This window comes from Corynebacterium suedekumii (assembly GCF_030252185.1).
Taxonomy (GTDB): Bacteria; Actinomycetota; Actinomycetes; order Mycobacteriales; family Mycobacteriaceae; genus Corynebacterium; species Corynebacterium suedekumii.
The window spans coordinates 1,484,175-1,502,602 of sequence record NZ_CP126970.1; the positions used below are offsets into that span (position 1 = coordinate 1,484,175).

The window sequence follows — 18,428 nt, forward strand, 5'->3', positions numbered from 1 at the left end:
CCCGAAGTCCCGGAGCCGGGACACCTCCCGGCCGCTCACAGGACCAGCAGGTGGTGGTCGGTGGCCTTGACGTCGTTGAGGCGCTTGCGGGCCTTCTCCAGACGGTTCCACTGGTCGTCCGGGATGGCCTTGCGGGCCACCTCCACCACCGAGGAGTCCGGGGTGCCCCACGCGATCGGCATGGGGGAGATCTCGTCCCAGTGTTCCTGGTCGCCGATGGAACGGCGGCCCTGGACGGCGGCGACGGGCAGGCGGGTGCCCAGCTTCGGCTCCTTGATGCCGTTGATCCGGGTGACGGTGCGCAGGGCGGCACCCCAGCGGGGCGGGAGGGAGGCGTCGACGTTGGTGTTGACCAGCGCCATGATGACGAAGTCGCGCGGGTTGGTCTCCACGATCACGGCCGGGGCCAGGGGATAGGTGTCGTAGAGCTGCTGGGCGGTGCCCACCTTCTTCGGGATGACCATGCCGAGGATGACGGACACCAGGGCGAAGGTGAGCAGGATGATGCCGACGATCAGCCCCCACGCCTGCCCGGCACCGAACCAGAAGTACACGGCCGCCGCGGCGGCGAACAGGACGAGGGCGAAGAGGAACGCCGACCACTGCAGCCGGCGGGTGTCCTTGAGCATCTCGTTGTTCTGCTTGGCGAACGCCTCATCGACCTCGAACCTGAATACCTTCATGGCAGACCAGTCTAATCCAGGTCGTCGGCGTCGATGATCCGGTAGGCGTAGCCCTGCTCCGCGAGGAATCGCTGCCGGTGGGCGGCGTACTCGGAGTCGAGGGTGTCGCGGGAGACCACCGAGTAGAAGTGGGCCTGGCCGCCGTCGGCCTTGGGCCGCAGCAGCCTGCCGAGCCGCTGCGCCTCCTCCTGCCGGGAACCGAAGGTGCCGGAGACCTGGATCGCGACGGCCGCCTCGGGCAGGTCGATGGAGAAGTTGGCCACCTTGCTCACGACGAGCACCGAGATCTCGCCGGTGCGGAAGGCGTCGAACAGCTCCTGCCGACGCTTCGTGGCGGTGCGGCCCTCGATGACGGGGGCGTCGAAACGCGCCGAGAGCTCCTCCAGCTGGTCGATGTAGGCGCCGATGATCAGCGTCGGCTGTCCCGCATGCTTCGCCAGGAGCTTCTCGACGACCCGCAGCTTCCCGCTCGCGCTCGCCGCCAGGCGGTAGCGGTCCGCGGTCTCCGCGGTGGCGTAGGTCATGCGCTCGGACTCGCTCATCGTCGTGCGGACCTCGACGCACTCGGCGGAGGCGATGAACCCCTGGGCCTCGATGTCCTTCCACGGGGCGTCATACCGCTTCGGCCCGATGAGGGAGAACACGTCACCCTCGCGGCCGTCCTCCCGCACGAGCGTGGCCGTCAGCCCGAGGCGCCGACGGGACTGCAGGTCCGAGGTCATCCGGAACACCGGGGCGGGCAGGAGATGGACCTCGTCGTAGATGATCAGCCCCCAGTCCCGGGAGTCGAAGAGCTCCAGGGCCCGGTACTCACCCTTCGTCTTCCGGGTGACCACCTGATACGTCGCGATGGTCACCGGGCGGATCTCCTTGCGCTCCCCCGAGTACTCACCGATCTCCTCCTCCGTCAGCGTGGTCCGGCGCAGCAGCTCATCGCGCCACTGACGGCCGGCGACGGTGTTGGTCACCAGGATGAGCGTGGTCGCCTGGGCGCGCGCCATCGACGCCGCCCCCACCATCGTCTTGCCCGCGCCACACGGCAGGACCACCACCCCGGAACCGCCCTCCCAGAAGGAGTCCGCGGCATAACGCTGGTAGTCCCGCAGCTCCCACGGCTCGGTGGCGGTGGACAGGGCGATGGGGTGGGCCTCACCGTCGACGTAGCCGGCCAGATCCTCCGCCGGCCAGCCGACCTTGAGCAGCTCCTGCTTGAGCCGGCCCCGCTCGGAAGGGTGGACGGCGATGGTCTCGTCGTCGATCCGCGCGCCCAGCATGGGCCTGATCTTCCGGTGCCGCTCCAGTTCGGCGAGGATCGCCGGTTCCGCCGACTCCAGCACGAGGCCGTGGGCGGGGTGCTTGTGCAGGGTGACCCGGCCGTAGCGGGACATGGTGTCGGCGACGTCGATGAGCAGCGGCTGGGGCACCGGGAAACGGGAGTACCGCTCCAGGACATCCACCACCTGCTCCGCGTCATGCCCCGCAGCGCGTGCGTTCCACAACGCGAGCGGGGTGATGCGGTAGGTGTGCACATGCTCCGGGGCGCGCTCCAGCTCCGCGAACGGGGCCAGCGCGGCGCGGGCCTCATCGGCCAGGGCATGGTCGATCTCCAGCAGCACCGTCTTGTCCGACTGCACGATCAGGGGTCCATCTCCGAAAGCCATGCCCGACATTATTGACCATCACCGCGTCGTCCCGCGCATCCGGCCGTGGCGGGAATCAGCAGCGACGTCTGACACCGGGCGCGAATCGCCTCAGTGTCGGCTCCGGTGTCAGACGCTGGAGCTGATGTCCCGGCATTGACCGGGCACTATCCCAGCAGAACCTCGGTGATCCGGTGCAGCATGAATCGCTGCACCTTCCCGCTGACCTCGTCGAGCGCGTCGACCTGCCCGCCGGTCACCGTCAGCGGCGTCACCACCCGGTGCACGGCCCGGCCCTGCTTGTCGACGAACCCGAGCGTCACCGTCCGTCCACTCCTCGCCGCCGCCTGCAGAATGGACAACGTCTGAGAGGAATCCGAGTCGGCCCGTCCGCCCGAGGACTCGGCGGTCCGGATGGCGGTGACGGCCGCCTGGATCCGGCTCTCCGGCAGTGTCTTCCCGGCCTTCTCGCGCTGGCTGGGCCGGTCGGGATCCGGCAGGCGCACCGGCGCCGGCCGGATGTCCAGGGCCGCGCCGCTGGCATCCTCCGCCACCGGCTGGAACCCGGCCTCCCGCAGGGCCTCGATGACCCGGACCAGCGGCGCCTGAGCGATCGCCACGGTGGGGGCGATGACCTGCAGCGCGACCTCCTCGGCGGCGGGAGTCCGGGCGGCCTCGGCGAGCAGGCCCGGGTCGTCGCACCGCAGGTAGCTCATCGCCGGTCCGCCTCGCAGGGTGCCGTGGCGGCGGGCGACGTCATCGATGAGGTAGGTGATGGACTGCGGGACCTCGCCCAGCGAATGGTCCGTGAGCCAGTCCCGCAGTTCGCCGGCGGTGCGCCCGGCGTCGAGAGCGCGTCGTATCGAGGCGTCCGTGACCCGGTAGACACTGGCCAGGCCCGCGGACTCCAGGTCGCCCAGCAGGTCCAGCTCGGTCTGCAGTTCCCGCGGCAGCGGCCCCGGGGCGAGGATGGTCATGTCGGCCTGCGGGATCACCCGTTCCACCGTGCCCGGGGTGACGTCGGCGGCGACGGCGGCGGGGTCGGCCTCCGGATCCAGGACGGCACGCACCAGGGAGGTGGCGGTTCCGCCGGCGACCGCCCCGACCCACCGGGCCTCGTCGACGATGGCGGTCACGGTCCGGTCGGGCAGCAGGGTGCTGGCGATGGGGTGGGTGAAGAAGAAGTCGTCGCGGAGGTGATCATCCGAGAGGCCCACGCCGGCTGCGGGGCGGGTGAACTGTTCGAGGATCATCCGGCGGTGCCCGGGCAGGTGATCGCGCCGGGTGGGGTCGGACAGCAGGCGGATGGGCTGACCCTTGTCGTCCTTCCCGCCGACGAGCCAGCTCGCCCACGGAGAGTCGACCCAGCCCTGGATGAGGCGGAGCCAGCGGGTGGCCAGGTCAGCGTCGAGCCAGTCGTCGGCCGCACGGGTCGGGGCGAGAATCTCGCCGTCGCGGGTGAGCAGTCCAGCCGCCGTGCCGAGACTGACGAGGCGCTCCATCTCGTCCTCGGCGACCCCGAGGGTGCGGGCGAGGGTGGTCACCGCCCGCACACCGACGCCACCCTCCTTGAGCAGGTCGACGGGCCCGGCACCCAGCAGGTCAATGAGCTGGCGCAGGTGCCGGGCCACTTCGAGGCCGGCGCCGGCGCCGATCTGGTCGGCCCGGTCCTGGGCCGCCGGGGCCGCTGAGGTCCGCCCGCTCACCCGGTCGGAGGGGATGAGTGGGCGGCGGGTGACCTCCTCACCGCGGAGTGCGGCTCGGACGGGGCGGGGGAGACGGACGGTGCCCGAGTCCACCCGGAGCAGCAGTCCCGCGGAGATCAACTGCGGAATCGGGTGGGACGGGTCGGCGTCGGCGCCCGCGTGTCTCGTGCGCCCCACCCCGCCGGAGGCGAGCAGGGTATCCAAGATCGCCCGCTGTGGGGCGGGGAGGGTGTCGATCAGCCCGACGGCCGGCGTCGTGGCGTCGGCGTCGAGCAGCTGCCAGTCCTGCGGCAGTGAGGGCATCGCCTCCCTGGTGAGCAGCAGCCCGCCCGGGTCCCCGTAGATCACCGCCAGGGTGGCCAGCCGTCCGAGCGCGTCCTCCACCTGCTCAGGTGAGGGATCGCCGGCGCGGGCGACGGTCTCGTTGATGATGTCGGTGGCGGTGACCGGTTCCAGTTCCGCCCCCAGCTCCGCGGCAGCCTCGACGGTGGCCAGTTCCAGTGCCGTGAGGGTGCGCAGGGCGCGGCCGACCGAGGCCCGCAGCTCGAGGCGGGCCGCCAGCGGGGTGATCCCCGGGGGTAGCGGCAGGACGACGTCCGGGCGCAGCCGAAGCAGTTCCGACAGTTCCGCGTCGCTGCGGGCGGCCAGCCAGGTGCGGAAATCGGGACGTTCGGGGGTGACTGTCATGGTGTGACCGATTTTAACGCCAGTTCAAGTTACTTTTCGGCCCCGGGTTTGCAACAATGGAGCACATGGCAAACGTAGAGAAGAAGGGCTTCGTCGACCCGGCATGGCCGAAGCACATCCCGGGCGACGGCCACGTGGTGACCGAAATGACCTCCTACCTGGCTGGTGCGTCCAGCCCCTTCGGCGATGACACGGTGCTGCCGGTCCCGGCCGAGCAGCTCAGCTACGTGCACCCGTACACCCGTTTCAACAAGTAGCACCGCGGGCGCCGTGGTCGGCTGACCACTGATCCCCGCTCCGTCGCCTCGTTTCGGGAGGTGGTGGAGCGGGGATCAGTCATGCCCGAATCAGGGCGGTCCGGCCCGGAGACGCGAAACGCCCCCGCGTGATCGCGGGGGCGGACGACGGGCGGCTTCTTAGAGGCCGAGGACCGGGTCGATGACCTGACGGTTGGCGCCGTAGAAGGCGTTGAAGTCGTGGCGGTTGGCCTGGTAGTAGGACTCGACCTCGGCCGGGACGGCGAGGCCGTACTGGGCGAAGGTGTCCTTGACCAGGGCGTAGAGGGCATCGACGGCGAGGGCGTCGGAGGAGGTGCCGGTGGCGGCGGCCTGGGACTCGGCCTGGGCGACGATCTGCTGGACCGGGGCCGGGGCAGAGGTGACGTTGCGCGGGGTCGGGGCGGAGTTCAGGCCCAGACGGGCGGAGCAGGAGGGCCATGCGCCCCAGCCCTGGCCGGCGAGGGTGCGCTCGGCGACGGCGATCTGCTGCTCACGGGTGGCCTGGTAGGCGTAGGGGGCGAACTCGCCGCCACCGTAGGCGCGCCAGGTGGAGGGGGAGAACTGCAGGCCACCGTGGTAACCGTTGCCGGTGTTGATCTGCCAGTTGCCGCCGGACTCACACTGTGCGAGACGGTCCCAGTCGGAATCCGGGGCGGCAGCGGCGGCCGGGGACAGCAGGGCTGCGGCGGCGCCGAACGCGGCGGTGGTGGCGGCGAACTTGGTCGCGGTGGAGACGGTCTTGCGGGAGTGGCGTGCCATGGTGATGAAGTGTTCCTCTCGGTGTGAGACGCCTGCGAGGTGAGCTGTCGGGTTCGGGCGGAGGATCACTGTGCCCGGCCGCGTCTGCGGCTTCACCCCGAGGGCGACGGTTCGTGACCGAACTGTCGACCGGTGCGGACCTGGCTGGCCCGCGGTGGTTTCCCCGCCCCTGTCCAGTGGGATATTCACGTGTGGTGGTGCACTGTTCGCGTGGTCTTCCACCGCCCTGGACAGGGTTCGGCGTCGGAGGTGGAATGTCAGACCGTCGCTGTGCCTGCGGGCCACAGTAACGGTTTATAACGGTTAAGTCACGCTGGACTCACGAATTGGGGTCGAAATCTTTCGCCTGCTGCGGTTGGTGTCGGAAATGGGGTGCGATCGTCGCAGGTCAGTGGGCAAGGGGTACCTAATGTGATTCATGCCATAGTCGCGGTCGGGTGACGGTGACGCGGGGATGCGCGGCCGGTTATGTCGGAGGGGGCTGACGGGTATAATCGGGCGTTCACGAAAATGAGTAGGAAAGTGGTGAGCATCGTGCCCATTGGCAAGGTGAAGTGGTACGACGCCGACAAGGGTTTCGGCTTCGTCTCCAACCCCGGTGACGAGGACGTGTACGTGGGCAAGCAGGTCCTGCCCGAGGGCGTGGACGAGCTGGTCGCCGGGCAGCGCATCGAGTTCGATTTCGCCGCCGGTCGCCGCGGCCCGCAGGCCCTGCGCGTCAAGGTCCTGGAGACCCCGCGCCGTCGGCCCACCCACCGCCACAAGCCGGAGGAACTCAACAGCATGATCTCCGACCTGCTCACTCTGCTGGAGTCGCAGGTCCAGCCGGGCCTGGCCGCAGGCCGGTACCCGGACCGCAAGGTCGGTCGCCAGGTGGCGGAGATTCTCCGCGCCGTGGCCAAGGAGCTCGACGCCTGACCCGGCGGGGCTACTGTTCCAGGGTGCTCAGCGACCACACGGTGGCGAAGGGGGTCTCCTCACCGGCGTCGTTGTCACCGATCATCACCGAGGAGACCTCCACGACCTGGAGCCGGGGGCGCTCGGTGGATTCGCCGACGGGGTCGACGGAGCCGGGGATCTCCACCCGGTCGGTGTCGTTGGGGCCGTGCAGCTGCTGGTCGTTGGCGGCCGGATCGTCGTAGATCATGAGCAGCTGCCAGTCGTGGTCCGCCACCGACTCCGGCAGCTCGAGGACGAGGGTGTCGTCCTCACCGACCGGGAGGTTGGGGACCTCCCCCTCGGGGCACTCCTCACCGGGTTCGCACACCAGGTAGGGGGAGACCTTGACCGACTCCCCGCCGACGCTGCCGGTCAGGGCCACCTCGCGGGGATCCGGCCCCGGCCGGTCGTTCCACCAGTTCTGCACCAGCACCGCCGCCACGACGACGATCACCACCGCGATGACGAGCGCGAGGATCTGGAGCAGCGACTTCTGCCTTGCCTGTCTACGGGTGGCCATGACCCCAGATCCTACTGGGCGGCCACGAGCTCGACCTCGTAAAGGTCGGGCCAACGCTTGCCGGACAGGAGGAACCGGTCCGTCCCGGGCACCGCGGCGATGCCGTTGAGGACGTGGTTCGGGTCGTCGGTGGCTCGGTTCGGGAGGGAGGAGGCGTCGATGACGGCGGTGACGTCGCCGGTGGCGGCGTCGATACGCAGGATGTCGGTGGTGAGGAACACGTTGGCGTAGATCTCACCGTCGACGCACTCGAGCTCGTTGAGACCGGCGACCGGCTCCCCCTCGCGGGTGACGGTGAACCGGGAGCGTTCCTCGAAGGTGTCCGGGTCGAGGCGACGCAGCTCGGCGGTGCCGTCCGACATGATCAGTTCATCGTCGAAGGAACACAGACCCCACCCCTCGCCGGGATAGGAGACGCGGCTGACCTCCGCCAGGGACTCCGCGTCGCGCTCGATGGCCAGGCCCGCCTGCCACGTCAACTGCCACACCGTGTCACCGTGCCGGGTGATTCCCTCCCCGAAGAAGTGCGGTTCCAGATCCTGGGACGTCAGCTCCCGCCCGTCGAGGGTGCTGCGGTAGATGCGGGACTCGCCCGTCCAACCGGTTCCCACGAGGAGGGTGCCGTCCTCCTCCATCTCCAGGCCCTGCGTGAAGCTGGTGTCGTTGAAGGGGTGGGACTCGACGATCTCCACCGTCAACTGCTCCACCGGGGTGTCTGAAAGGGCGTCAGCGGGGGTGTCCACGGCGGGGGAGCCACCGCAGGAGGAGACGGTGGCGGAGGACAGGGCGAGGACACAGGAGAGGATACGGCGGCTCATGTCCGACATCTTGCCCCAGATGACCCATAATGAGGGGCGTGTCCCCTTCGAATCGTCGCCGGAAGTCCTCCCGCCAGCCTGAGAAGGCCAGTCCGCTGCTCGACCCGCGCGCGGTCGACCTGGCGCGCGTCGCCCTCGAGGAACTCGGCGACGGCGAGGTGGGGGAGCACATCGGTGTGCAGGGGCTCGGCCGCAACGTGGCCACCCACCGCTTCGCCGCCGACGTGCCCGGGTACAGCGGCTGGGAATGGAACGCCGTCCTCGCCTGCGCGTCCGGCTCCCGGCATGTCACCGTCAACGAACTGGCGCTCGTGCCCGCCCCCACCGGCGAGGCCCTGCAGGCGCCCGAGTGGGTGCCGTGGGCCGAGCGGATCCGCCCGGGCGATCTCGGTCCCGGCGACCTCATGCCGCCGCTGCCCGACGACGACCGCCTCGTCGACGGAGAGCTCTCCCAACGCGGCCTCGATGACGCCCGGCAGCGCTGGCGCACCGGTGATCACGGCCCCACCAGTGAGATGGCGGAGAAGGCGACCATGAACTGCCGTACCTGCGCGTTCTTCGTGGAGGTCGGCGAGCCCATCGGGCGCAACTTCGGCGTGTGCGTCAACGAGTACTCGGCCGACGGCCACGTCGTCCACGCCACCTACGGCTGCGGGGCGCACTCCCGGACCCCGCTCGACGACCACATCGACGGCCCGGACGCCTACGACGACGAGCGCCCGATCTTCTGACCCGGCTCCCCGGGCCGCACACCGGCTCACACCCGCTCGGCGAGCTGCCAGAGCCGGTCGTTGACCTCCCGGTGGGTGGGGGCACCGCCGCGCGGGGCGTGGGTGTCACGGGGCCCCATGACCGAGCCGTACTCCAGCCAGCCGGTGATCTTGCGCACACCCTCGAGGGAGCTGAGCAGCCAGGTCTCGTGGCCACGCAGCCGCGTCATGGGGAAACCGTCGGGGTGCTCGACGACGTCGACGCCGGCCTCGTCGAGGATCTCCAGCACCGAATCCAGGGTGGTGGAGTAGGCGGCGCGGGGGTGCGCGGAGATGTGCGCGGTGCCGGCGTCGAAGTAGAGGACGGCGGAGAAGATGCCGGAGATGACATACCCGCGGTCGTCGACAAGCAGGCCCGCATCGGCCCCGGCCTGCCGGATCCGCTGCAGCTCACGGACCTGCCAGCCAAAGTCCGGGCCCTTCGCGGTGGGGCGTCGCCGCAGGTCACGGATACCTTCGGCATTGACCACCACCTCGTCGGCGGGCAGGACGGTCGGGTGCAGCTGCACATCCACGCTCGAGCCGACGACCTGGATGTGCGGGCGGAACACCCCGTCGCCCGCGGCGCGGAGCTTGTCGCGGACCTCCTCCACGACGTCGGGGTCGAAGGCGGTCTCCTTGCGCAGGCGGGCGAGATGGCGGTCCAGGTTGGCGACGCGACCGTCGCGCATGAGGAACGTGGCGGCGTACACGGTTCAGCGGCTCCTTGATGGGTCGCCCATGAATCTAGGCGAAGTTTTGTGCAAACGCACCTGAGGTGAGAATCTGGGTGCCGAACTTCCACTCATAAGGATCCTGGACAGGGGAGCCCACATATGACCACAGGCGTGCAACACCAGCCCAACCGCAGTGCCCTCGACCGGTACTTCCACATCTCGGAGCGTGGTTCCACCGTCGGATCCGAGATCCGTGCGGGTGTGGTCACCTTCTTCGCGATGGCCTACATCGTCATCCTCAACCCCCTCATCATCGGCACCACCCCCGACGTCGACGGCAACGTCCTGGGCATCCCGCAGGTCGCCGCCGCCACGGCACTCGCCGCCGGCGTCATGACCATCGCCTTCGGCCTCATCGCCCGCTACCCCTTCGGCATCGCCGCCGGCCTGGGCCTCAACACCCTCGTGGCCGTCACCCTCGTCGCCAGTGAGGGCCTGACCTGGCCGGAGGCCATGGGCCTGGTCGTCCTCGACGGCATCGTCATCGTGCTGCTCGCTGTCTCCGGCTTCCGCACCGCCGTCTTCCGCGCCATCCCGCCGTCGATGAAGGCCGCCATGGGCGTCGGCATCGGCATGTTCATCGCCATGATCGGGCTTGTCGACGCCGGCTTCGTCCGCCGCATCCCCGACGCCGCGGGCACCACCGTCCCCGTCGGCCTGGGTATCGACGGCTCCATCTCCTCCTGGCCCACCGTCACCTTCGTCCTGGGCCTGATCATCTGCGGCGCCATGGTCGTCCGCCGGGTCCGCGGCGGCCTGTTCATCGGCATCGTCGCCACCACCGTCATCGCCATGATCGTCGAGGCCCTCACCGGATCCGGCCCCTCCTTCGAGGACGGCCAGCCCAACCCCGGCGGCTGGTCCCTGGCGGTCCCGGTCATCCCGGAGAGCTTCGGCGGCCTGCCGGACCTGTCCATCGTCGGCGCCGTCGACATCGTCGGCGCATTCACCCGCATCGGCGTGCTCGCCGCCTCGCTCCTCGTGTTCACCCTCGTCCTGGCCAACTTCTTCGACGCCATGGGCACCATGACCGCACTGGGCAAGCAGGGCAACCTGGTCAACGAGGACGGCGTCCTGCCCGACATGAAGAAGGCCCTCGTCGTCGAGGGCTTTGGCGCCATCGTCGGCGGCGCGACCTCCTCCTCCTCGGCCACCGTCTACGCCGACTCCTCCGCCGGTGTCGCCGACGGCGCCCGCACGGGCCTGGCGAACATCGTCACCGGCCTGCTGTTCCTGCTGGCCATGTTCCTCACCCCGCTCTACGAGGTCGTGCCCATCGAGGCCGCCGCCCCCGTCCTGGTCATCGTCGGCGCCATGATGATCGCCCAGGTCACCGACATCGACTGGTCCAAGTTCCACATCGCCCTGCCCGCGTTCCTCACCATCGTGGTCATGCCCTTCACCTACTCCATCGCCAACGGCATCGGTGTCGGCTTCATCGCCTTCTCCGTCATGGCCGTCGCCGCCGGCCGTGCGAAGGACGTCCACTGGATCATGTGGCTGGTCTCCGCCCTGTTCGTGGTCTTCTTCGGCATGGACCCGATCATGAACGCCATCGGCTGAGGACCCCGATGACCCAGCACCGCATCCGGATCGACGACCCCACCGACCCCCGGTTCGACGACGTCCGCGACCTCAACCGCTCGGACGCCGCCGACCGGCGGCTGGTCATCGCGGAGGGCAATCTCGTCGTCGGCCGCCTGCTGGAGTCCCGGTTCCCGGTGCGCTGCGTCGTCGGATTCCCGGCGAAGCTCGACGCCTTCCTCGAAGAACACGAGATCCCCGACGGGGTGCCCGTCTACGAGGTCACGCGCGAGACCCTGGCCGCCGTCGCCGGGTTCGACCTGCACCGGGGCCTGCTCGCCGCCGCCCACCGCGCCCCGGAGACCCCGCTGGCCGACATCCTCACCACCGCCCGGACCGTCGCCGTCCTCGAGGGGGTGGGCGACCACGAGAACATCGGCTCGATGTTCCGCAACGCCGCCGGCATGGGCGTGGACGCCATCCTCTTCGGCAACGGCTGCGCCGATCCGCTCTACCGACGCGTCGTCCGGGTGTCCATGGGCCATGTCCTGCGTACCCCGTTCGCTCACCTGGAGGGCAGCTACACCACCTGGCAGCGCTCGTTGGAGCAGCTGCGGGAGGCCGGGTTCCACCTGGTGTCGCTGACGCCTGATCCGGCGGCCGAGCACCTCGCGGACGCCCTGGCGGGCCGGGAGAAGGTCGCCCTGCTCGTCGGCGCGGAGGGGCCGGGCCTCACCGAGCACGCCATGCGCGCCACCGACGTCCGGGCGCGCATCCCCATGGCGCCCGGTACGGACTCGCTCAACCTGGCCACCTCGGCCGCGATCGCCTTCTACGAGCGGGAACGCAGCCTGCGGTAGGGCCGGTCAGTCGCGGTCGCTGTGGCGCAGTTTCTCGGTGACGTAGGTGCGGGTCCGCTGCCACCAGTGACCGACTCCGCGTCCCAGCTGGCGGGCCGCCGTGCCGGTCGTGTCCGCGAGCCGGGCGAGGCTGTCGGAGGATGATTCCTCCGCCTTGTGGTCCTCGTAGTCGTCATAGTCACCGGAGTCACCCGGTGCCGGGCTCTGCTCCGCCGTGCGGTCGGGACCGGGCTGTGCCCGGTGCCGGGGTGCCTCGGCCACCTTCGGCTCGGGGCGGCCGTCGACGGCGTAGCCCACGACGTGGATGTCGGGGCCGTCGGGGGAGATGTCCACCCCGAGCCACGAACGCTGAGCCTCGTCGACGAGGTCCACCGGTTCGAAGGGCAGGGAGATGCCGCCGGCTGCCTCGGCCCGCTCGCCGGCCCAGAACGGGGACTCGAAGGGGATGGGCAGGCCGACGTCCTCGTAGGTGCGGGTGCGTTCGGCGCACAGGGACCGCTTGAGCACGCCGTCATGCCAGTGGGCGATGCCGCCGTAACCGGTGTCCCGGTTGACCGCGAACGCGTAGATGTCCTTCGCCGGGATCGAGTCGAGCAGCCGGGGGTTCAGCTCCGACAGGGAGGGGGTCTCCGTGAGCACCGTCTGGACGACGGTGATGCCGGGGAAACCGGCGATGTAGAACTCGCCGGGGGAGGCCTGGGCGGAGCGGTTGAGCGGGAACTGTCCGATCGGGGTGATCGGCCACGCCGGGTTGAGCTGGGCCAGGTATTTGCGCCCGAAGCCGCGGTCGGCCTTCGGCTCAGCCTCGAGCACCGTCCCCGGATCGGTCACGTTGACGAACCAGAGAGTGACGATGGACTCCATCGACCCGCCCCCTACCCGCGCGGACGCTTCGTGTTGGTGCGCACACCCAGCAGGACGTCCTCCCAGTGCGGCGTCACCGCTTTACGACGCCGCTTCGCCGGCGCCGGCTTCTCCTCCGGGTCTGGATGGCGCAGGAACTCATCCCCTTCGGCCTCCCCGTCCCCGTCGAAGTCTCCGAGCATCCCGAGATCCGCGGTGTCGTCATCGTCGTGGTGGAGGTCGCGGTCCTCCTCGTACCGGTTGCCCCGGCCGACGGAGGTGAGGGTGCGCACCGGCTGCACGAAATCGGGGTCCGTGAGGTCGGCGGCGACCGGGTTGCGCGCCTCAGTGGTGGAGTTGGAGGTCGCGTGGTGGTTGAGCGTCCACTCGGCGACGTTCTCGCTCAGGCCCGCGGTCCAGGTCACGCGCACGATCCACGACCCGCCGGCCTCCCGGAACGCGTCCCAGGAGGTCTCGGAGACGGAGTGCCCCCGGGCGGCGAATGCGGCGGCGAGGACCTCCCACAGGGTCAGTCGCGCCGGGCCGTCCTCCCGGACCGGGTGGGACTGCTTGGCCAGCTCCGCCATCCGCTCCCGCTCGAGCAGCACCGGGTGGGCGAAGGGCTCGACCCGGGCCTCGGCGACCCCCATCTCCCCGGCCAGGTCCGCGACGGACGCACCCTGCCGGATGCGGCCCTGGATCTCCCGCGGGCGCATGGTCAGAGGAGCGGTGAGCAGGGGATCCGGGGTCGGCAGGGAACGCTCGCGTTCCGGCTCCGGCGCCGTCTCCGGCGCTGTCTCCGGCTCCGTGGCGGGCTCCTCCGGGGTCGGGGGCTCCTCGGCGCGGGCGGGGAGGGAGAAGGCGTTCCGTGCGGCGTCGTCAAGCCCCTCCACGGCGAGGAAGAACTGCTCACCGTCGTCGGTGCGCAGCACCAGTGACGTGGTCGTCGACTCTTCAGTGACGAGGAACAACTCGCGCATACGTACTCCTTGGGCCAGCCGGGCTGATGGAACCACCCTAACGCAGACATGCGCCGGACCGTGACAGGTCCGGCGCATGTTGACGGGGGTGTGCGGGGCGTTTACGCCTTGGCGGCACCCGAGTCGAGGACGTGGTCGATCGCCTTGGTCAGCGTGACGATGTCCGCCGAATCGATCGCCGGGAACATACCGATGCGCAGCTGGTTGCGGCCCAGCTTGCGGTAGGGCTCGACGTCGAGGATGCCGTTGGCGCGCAGGATCTTGGCCAGCACGGCCGCGTCGACGGACTCGTCGAAGTCGATGGTGCCCACGACCAGGGAGCGCTTGGCCGGGTCGGTGACGTACGGGGTGGTCTCCGCGCGGCCCTCAGCCCAGGAGTACAGGGCGTCGGAGGAGGCGGTGGTGCGGGCGACCATGCCGTCGAGGCCGCCGTTGGCGTTCATCCACTGCACCTGGTTGTCCAGCATGAGCAGGGTACCCACGGCCGGGGTGTTGTAGGTCTGGTTCTTCAGGGAGTTGTCCACCGCGGTCTGCAGGTCGAGGAACGCCGGGATGAAACGACCCGAGTCCTTGATCTTGGCGATGCGCTCCATCGCCTCCGGGGACATCGCGGCCAGCCACAGGCCACCGTCGGAGGCGAAGCACTTCTGCGGGGAGAAGTAGTAGACGTCGGTGTCGGCGATGTCGACGGGCAGGCCGCCGGCACCGGAGGTGGCGTCGATGACGACGAGCGAGCCCTCGGACCCCTCGGGACGGACCACCGGGACCATGGCGCCGGTGGAGGTCTCGTTGTGGGCCCAGCCGATGACGTCGACGCCCTCGATGGCCTGCGGTGCTGGGGCGTCGCCCGCCGGGGCCTCGATGACGGTCGGCTCATCCAGCCACGGCGCCTGCTTGGCGGCCTTGGCGAACTTGGAGGAGAACTCGCCGTAGGACAGGTGTCCGGACTTCTTCTCGATGAGGCCGAAGGTCGCGGCATCCCAGAAGGCGGTGGCCCCACCCAGGGACAGGATGATCTCGTAGCCCTCGGGTAGGGAGAACAGCTCCGACAGGCCCTCGCGCACGGAACCGACGACGTTCTTCACGGCCGGCTGGCGGTGGGAGGTGCCGATGATGTCCTGTGCGCCGTCGACGATGGCCTGGATCTGCTCGGGGCGGACCTTGGAGGGGCCGCAGCCGAAACGGCCGTCGGAGGGGATGAGGTCAGCGGGGAGGGTGGGGAACTCGCTCATGGCGGTGGCGTCCCTTTCATGTTCGCGGGGGGAGTTCAAACGAGAACAACTCTAGTCGGCACCTCCCAACCGGATAACCCGAACCCGGGATCTGGGGCGAGCGGACGTGGCGGGGGTGCGCAACGGGGGAGACGGGCACAACAGACGGGTGAAGGGAGCGGGTGTGACCTGTGACGGTGGTCATTGTTGCCCCCATCACATCATTTGCTAAACTGTGCCGTGATCCACCTCTTGCAGTGCACGACGGTTTCTATGAGAGCAGCTGAAATGCCCTGTGGTGGAACCACAACCGCACACATGCGGCCGATCCGTTCCGTTCTTCGCAACCTCGTGGAGAATCCGGGGTGGGAAAGCGGCAGACTCCACGTGAAAGCGTCACCTAAGCTGAAACATGACTCACCGTCATGTTGGGACTACGGTGGGCGTCACTTCTCACATCCGGTCCTCATCGGCCGCTGCAAGGTCGACAACTGAAGTTTGAAAGGTACACAGTGGCTACTGACAACAATGACAAGGCCGTACTCCACTACCCGGGCGGCGAGTACGAACTGGACATCATCAAGGCCACCGAGGGCAATGACGGTGTCGTCCTCGGCAAGATGCTCGCGGACACCGGCCTGGTGACCTACGACCCGGGCTACGTCTCCACCGGCTCCTGCGAGTCCGAGATCACCTACATCGACGGTGAGAACGGCGTCCTGCGCCACCGTGGCTACGACATCGCCGACCTGGCCGAGAACGCCACCTTCAACGAGGTGTCCTACCTCCTGATCAACGGTGAGCTGCCGACCGTCGAGGAGCTGCACAAGTTCAACAACGACATCCGTCACCACACCCTCCTGGACGAGGACTTCAAGTCCCAGTTCAACGTGTTCCCGCGCAACGCCCACCCGATGTCCGTCCTGGCCTCCTCGGTCAACATCCTGTCGACCTACTACCAGGACCAGCTCGACCCGATGAACGAGGAGCACCTGGACAAGGCCACCGTCCGCCTCATGGCCAAGGTGCCGATGCTGGCGGCCTACGCCTACCGCGCCTCCAAGGGTGCCCCGTACATGTACCCGGACAACTCCCTCAACGCGCGTGAGAACTTCCTGCGCATGATGTTCGGCTACCCGACCGAGCCGTACGAGGTCGACCCGATCATGGTCAAGGCCCTGGACAAGCTGCTCATCCTCCACGCCGACCACGAGCAGAACTGCTCCACCTCCACCGTCCGCATGATCGGCTCCGCCCAGGCGAACATGTTCGTCTCCATCGCCGGCGGCATCAACGCCCTCTCCGGCCCGCTGCACGGCGGTGCCAACCAGGCCGTCCTCGAGATGCTCGAGGAGATCGACGCCAACGGCGGCGACGCGACCGACTTCATGAACCGCGTGAAGAACAAGGAGAAGGGTGTCCGCCTCATGGGCTTCGGACACCGCGTCTACCGCAACTACGATCCGCGTGCGGCCATCGTCAAGGAGACCGCGCACGAGATCCTCGAGCACCTCGGTGGCGACCACCTGCTCGACCTGGCCATGAAGCTCGAGGAGATCGCCCTCAACGACGAGTACTTCATCTCCCGCAAGCTGTACCCGAACGTCGACTTCTACACCGGCCTGATCTACCGCGCCATGGGCTTCCCGACGGACTTCTTCACCGTCCTGTTCGCCATCGGCCGTCTGCCGGGCTGGATCGCCCACTACCGCGAGCAGCTGGCGACCACCACCAAGATCAACCGTCCGCGCCAGATCTACACCGGACAGAACCTGCGTACCGTCACCCCGCGCGAGGAGCGCTAGGTAACACGGGCATACGCCGACACCCCGGGCACGACGCCGTCACCATATAATGGTGGGCGTTGTGCCCGGCTCGTTTTTTCAAGCTTAAGGAGACATTCCTCATGGAGAAGCCTCAGATCGACGCCCAGACCGGCCCCGCACCGGAGACCCTGGTGGCCGAAGACCTCATCGTCGGTGACGGCGACGAAGCCCAGCCCGGCGGGCTGGTCAAGGTCCACTACGTCGGAGTCGACTTCGAGTCCGGCCAGGAGTTCGACTCCTCCTGGGACCGCGGCGAGGCCATCGAGTTCCCGCTCAACGGCCTCATCGCCGGCTGGCAGGAGGGTATCCCCGGCATGAAGGTCGGCGGCCGTCGCCAGCTGACCATCCCGCCGGAGCTGGCCTACGGCCCCGCCGGCGGCGGACACCCCCTGTCCGGCCGCACGCTCGTCTTCGTCATCGACCTGCTGGCCGCGGGTTAACCCTCCCGCTCCATCCACGCCGCGGCCACTGCCTTGCTCACGGCAGGGGCCACGCGGGCATCCAGGGGCGAGGGGACGATGTGCTCGACGTCGAGCTGCTCCTCCGCCACCTGCGCGATGGCCCGCGACGCCGCCAGCTTCATCTCCGGGGTGATGCGGGTGGCGCCCGCCGCGAGCGCCCCGTGGAAGATCCCGGGGAACGCGAGCACGTTGTTGATCTGATTCGGCAGATCCGACCGCCCCGTGGCCACCACGGCCCCGTAGCGGTACGCGAGTTCCGGATCGATCTCCGGGTCGGGGTTGGCCAGGGAGAACAGGATCGGCGCCGCCGCCATCCCACGCAGTGCCTCCTCCGGGACATGCCCGCGGGACAGGCCGATGAACACGTCGGCCCCCGCCAGCGCCTCGTCGACACCACCGCTGACGCCCCGCGGGTTGGTCATCTCCGCCAGGGCCGCCTTCTCCTCGTTGAGGTGGTCGCGCCCGGCGTGGATGACGCCGCGGGAGTCGAGGAGGACGACGTCGGTGACGGCGGCGTCGAGAAGCATCCGTGCGCACGCCACCCCGGCCGCACCCGCACCGGAGATGACCACCCTCAGATCCGTGATCTCCCGGCCCAGCAGGCGGCACGCGTTGCGCAGCGCCGCGGTGATGACCACCGCGGTGCCGTGCTGGTCATCGTGCATGACCGGCATGTCCAGGGCATCGGCCAGCCGACGTTCCACCTCGAAGCAGCGCGGCGCGGAGATGTCCTCCAGGTTGATGGCGCCGAAGGACGGGGCCAGGGCGGTGATGACGTCGACGAGGCGGTCCGTGTCCGTCTCGTCGAGGACGATGGGCACGGCGTTGAGGCCGGCGAAACGGTCGAACAGCTGGGCCTTTCCCTCCATCACGGGCAGGGCCGCCCGGGGGCCGATGTCGCCGAGGCCGAGGACCGCGGTGCCGTCGGAGATGATCGCCACGGTGTGGCCGGTGCCGGTGAATCGGTGGGCGAGGGACGGGTCCTCCGCGATCGCGGTGCACACCCGCGCGACACCGGGGGTGTAGGAGATCGACAGGTCGCGCTGCGTCTTCAACGGCCGCGCCGTGCGGATGGTGAGCTTGCCTCCCTCATGGGCGGCGAAGATCTCGTCGTCGGAGAGCTCCGTGATGTGATGGACGTGAGGATTGCGCAGGTCAGTCATGGCTTCCAGTCTACGGTGGGTGTGATCGGCAACTACCCTCCATG

At 69.2% G+C, this 18,428-nt stretch carries 18 protein-coding genes and 1 riboswitch; of the genes, 7 read left to right on the forward strand and 11 right to left on the reverse strand.

Annotated elements, in window-relative coordinates; translation table 11 throughout:
- Positions 1–35: 35 nt before the first annotated feature.
- The 3 genes from QP029_RS07460 to QP029_RS07470 form a co-directional block, all read right to left on the reverse strand.
- Positions 36–683, reverse strand: a complete 648-nt coding sequence (locus QP029_RS07460; protein ID WP_284873730.1) for a DUF3239 domain-containing protein — start codon at positions 681–683, stop codon at positions 36–38.
- 11 nt (positions 684–694) lie between these two features.
- Positions 695–2,344: a DNA repair helicase XPB gene (locus tag QP029_RS07465; RefSeq protein ID WP_284873731.1), complete on the reverse strand. Its 1,650-nt coding sequence runs from the start codon at positions 2,342–2,344 to the stop codon at positions 695–697.
- A 146-nt stretch (positions 2,345–2,490) separates the two neighbouring features.
- Positions 2,491–4,716 carry a helicase-associated domain-containing protein gene (locus QP029_RS07470; protein ID WP_284873732.1) on the reverse strand — a complete coding sequence of 742 codons (2,226 nt, stop codon included), beginning with the start codon at positions 4,714–4,716 and terminating at the stop codon, positions 2,491–2,493.
- Between the two features lie 65 nt (positions 4,717–4,781).
- Between QP029_RS07470 and QP029_RS07475 the strand changes: the two genes are divergently transcribed.
- Complete coding sequence (locus QP029_RS07475) at positions 4,782–4,973, forward strand: hypothetical protein (RefSeq protein WP_284873733.1); 192 nt, start codon at positions 4,782–4,784, stop codon at positions 4,971–4,973.
- 159 nt (positions 4,974–5,132) lie between these two features.
- Here QP029_RS07475 and QP029_RS07480 read toward each other — a convergent pair whose 3' ends face one another.
- Complete coding sequence (locus QP029_RS07480; protein WP_284873734.1) at positions 5,133–5,753, reverse strand: resuscitation-promoting factor Rpf1 domain-containing protein; 621 nt, start codon at positions 5,751–5,753, stop codon at positions 5,133–5,135.
- Positions 5,754–5,767: 14 nt separating this feature from the next.
- Positions 5,768–5,942: riboswitch (cyclic di-AMP (ydaO/yuaA leader) on the reverse strand.
- Between the two features lie 345 nt (positions 5,943–6,287).
- On the opposite strand from QP029_RS07480, the gene QP029_RS07485 reads away from it, so the two are divergent.
- Positions 6,288–6,671 (forward strand): cold-shock protein, encoded by a 384-nt coding sequence (locus QP029_RS07485; protein ID WP_284876187.1) that lies wholly within the window; start codon positions 6,288–6,290, stop codon positions 6,669–6,671.
- A gap of 10 nt (positions 6,672–6,681) precedes the next feature.
- Here the strand turns inward: QP029_RS07485 and QP029_RS07490 are convergent, their stop codons facing one another.
- Both QP029_RS07490 and QP029_RS07495 read right to left on the reverse strand, forming a co-directional pair.
- Positions 6,682–7,212 (reverse strand): DUF2771 domain-containing protein, encoded by a 531-nt coding sequence (locus tag QP029_RS07490; RefSeq protein ID WP_284873735.1) that lies wholly within the window; start codon positions 7,210–7,212, stop codon positions 6,682–6,684.
- Between the two features lie 11 nt (positions 7,213–7,223).
- Entirely contained in the window at positions 7,224–8,030 is an 807-nt protein-coding gene (locus QP029_RS07495; RefSeq protein WP_284873736.1) for a glutaminyl-peptide cyclotransferase, read from the reverse strand.
- Positions 8,031–8,059: 29 nt separating this feature from the next.
- On the opposite strand from QP029_RS07495, the gene QP029_RS07500 reads away from it, so the two are divergent.
- On the forward strand, positions 8,060–8,761 hold the full coding sequence (locus QP029_RS07500) for a DUF3027 domain-containing protein (RefSeq protein ID WP_432418661.1): 702 nt from the start codon (positions 8,060–8,062) through the stop codon (positions 8,759–8,761).
- 26 nt (positions 8,762–8,787) lie between these two features.
- Here QP029_RS07500 and QP029_RS07505 read toward each other — a convergent pair whose 3' ends face one another.
- On the reverse strand, positions 8,788–9,492 hold the full coding sequence (locus QP029_RS07505; protein WP_284873738.1) for an aminotransferase class IV: 705 nt from the start codon (positions 9,490–9,492) through the stop codon (positions 8,788–8,790).
- Between the two features lie 123 nt (positions 9,493–9,615).
- Between QP029_RS07505 and QP029_RS07510 the strand changes: the two genes are divergently transcribed.
- Together QP029_RS07510 and QP029_RS07515 are read left to right on the forward strand one after the other, a co-directional pair.
- Positions 9,616–11,079 (forward strand): NCS2 family permease, encoded by a 1,464-nt coding sequence (locus QP029_RS07510; RefSeq protein WP_284873739.1) that lies wholly within the window; start codon positions 9,616–9,618, stop codon positions 11,077–11,079.
- A gap of 8 nt (positions 11,080–11,087) precedes the next feature.
- A complete protein-coding gene (locus tag QP029_RS07515) occupies positions 11,088–11,900 on the forward strand; it encodes a TrmH family RNA methyltransferase (protein WP_284873740.1) in 813 nt (270 codons plus the stop codon).
- 6 nt (positions 11,901–11,906) lie between these two features.
- On the opposite strand, the gene QP029_RS07520 is transcribed toward QP029_RS07515, so the two are convergent.
- From QP029_RS07520 to serC, 3 genes are all read right to left on the reverse strand, one after another.
- The gene (locus QP029_RS07520) at positions 11,907–12,764 is read right to left on the reverse strand and encodes a DUF6928 family protein (RefSeq protein ID WP_284873741.1); all 858 of its coding nucleotides are present in this window, start codon (positions 12,762–12,764) and stop codon (positions 11,907–11,909) included.
- Between the two features lie 11 nt (positions 12,765–12,775).
- A complete protein-coding gene (gene sepH, locus QP029_RS07525) occupies positions 12,776–13,723 on the reverse strand; it encodes a septation protein SepH (protein WP_284873742.1) in 948 nt (315 codons plus the stop codon).
- A gap of 101 nt (positions 13,724–13,824) precedes the next feature.
- Complete coding sequence (gene serC, locus QP029_RS07530; protein ID WP_284873743.1) at positions 13,825–14,955, reverse strand: phosphoserine transaminase; 1,131 nt, start codon at positions 14,953–14,955, stop codon at positions 13,825–13,827.
- A gap of 491 nt (positions 14,956–15,446) precedes the next feature.
- On the opposite strand from serC, the gene QP029_RS07535 reads away from it, so the two are divergent.
- Positions 15,447–16,739 (forward strand): citrate synthase, encoded by a 1,293-nt coding sequence (locus QP029_RS07535; RefSeq protein WP_284873744.1) that lies wholly within the window; start codon positions 15,447–15,449, stop codon positions 16,737–16,739.
- A gap of 101 nt (positions 16,740–16,840) precedes the next feature.
- A complete protein-coding gene (locus QP029_RS07540) occupies positions 16,841–17,200 on the forward strand; it encodes an FKBP-type peptidyl-prolyl cis-trans isomerase (protein WP_284873745.1) in 360 nt (119 codons plus the stop codon).
- Here QP029_RS07540 and QP029_RS07545 read toward each other — a convergent pair.
- Positions 17,197–18,384 carry an NAD(P)-dependent malic enzyme gene (locus QP029_RS07545; RefSeq protein ID WP_284873746.1) on the reverse strand — a complete coding sequence of 396 codons (1,188 nt, stop codon included), beginning with the start codon at positions 18,382–18,384 and terminating at the stop codon, positions 17,197–17,199. The genes QP029_RS07540 and QP029_RS07545 overlap by 4 nt on opposite strands.
- Positions 18,385–18,428: the final 44 nt, after the last annotated feature.

Excerpts from the sequence above, each read along its gene's own strand:
- QP029_RS07460 (WP_284873730.1), bottom strand. The coding sequence starts at position 683 with ATGAAGGTATTCAGGTTCGAGGTCGATGAGGCGTTCGCCAAGCAGAAC.
- QP029_RS07465 (WP_284873731.1), bottom strand. The coding sequence starts at position 2,344 with ATGGCTTTCGGAGATGGACCCCTGATCGTGCAGTCGGACAAGACGGTG.
- QP029_RS07470 (WP_284873732.1), bottom strand. The coding sequence starts at position 4,716 with ATGACAGTCACCCCCGAACGTCCCGATTTCCGCACCTGGCTGGCCGCC.
- QP029_RS07475 (WP_284873733.1), top strand. The coding sequence starts at position 4,782 with ATGGCAAACGTAGAGAAGAAGGGCTTCGTCGACCCGGCATGGCCGAAG.
- QP029_RS07480 (WP_284873734.1), bottom strand. The coding sequence starts at position 5,753 with ATGGCACGCCACTCCCGCAAGACCGTCTCCACCGCGACCAAGTTCGCC.
- QP029_RS07490 (WP_284873735.1), bottom strand. The coding sequence starts at position 7,212 with ATGGCCACCCGTAGACAGGCAAGGCAGAAGTCGCTGCTCCAGATCCTC.
- QP029_RS07495 (WP_284873736.1), bottom strand. The coding sequence starts at position 8,030 with ATGAGCCGCCGTATCCTCTCCTGTGTCCTCGCCCTGTCCTCCGCCACC.
- QP029_RS07500 (WP_432418661.1), top strand. The coding sequence starts at position 8,060 with ATGAGGGGCGTGTCCCCTTCGAATCGTCGCCGGAAGTCCTCCCGCCAG.
- QP029_RS07510 (WP_284873739.1), top strand. The coding sequence starts at position 9,616 with ATGACCACAGGCGTGCAACACCAGCCCAACCGCAGTGCCCTCGACCGG.
- QP029_RS07515 (WP_284873740.1), top strand. The coding sequence starts at position 11,088 with ATGACCCAGCACCGCATCCGGATCGACGACCCCACCGACCCCCGGTTC.
- QP029_RS07520 (WP_284873741.1), bottom strand. The coding sequence starts at position 12,764 with ATGGAGTCCATCGTCACTCTCTGGTTCGTCAACGTGACCGATCCGGGG.
- sepH (WP_284873742.1), bottom strand. The coding sequence starts at position 13,723 with ATGCGCGAGTTGTTCCTCGTCACTGAAGAGTCGACGACCACGTCACTG.
- serC (WP_284873743.1), bottom strand. The coding sequence starts at position 14,955 with ATGAGCGAGTTCCCCACCCTCCCCGCTGACCTCATCCCCTCCGACGGC.
- QP029_RS07540 (WP_284873745.1), top strand. The coding sequence starts at position 16,841 with ATGGAGAAGCCTCAGATCGACGCCCAGACCGGCCCCGCACCGGAGACC.
- QP029_RS07545 (WP_284873746.1), bottom strand. The coding sequence starts at position 18,384 with ATGACTGACCTGCGCAATCCTCACGTCCATCACATCACGGAGCTCTCC.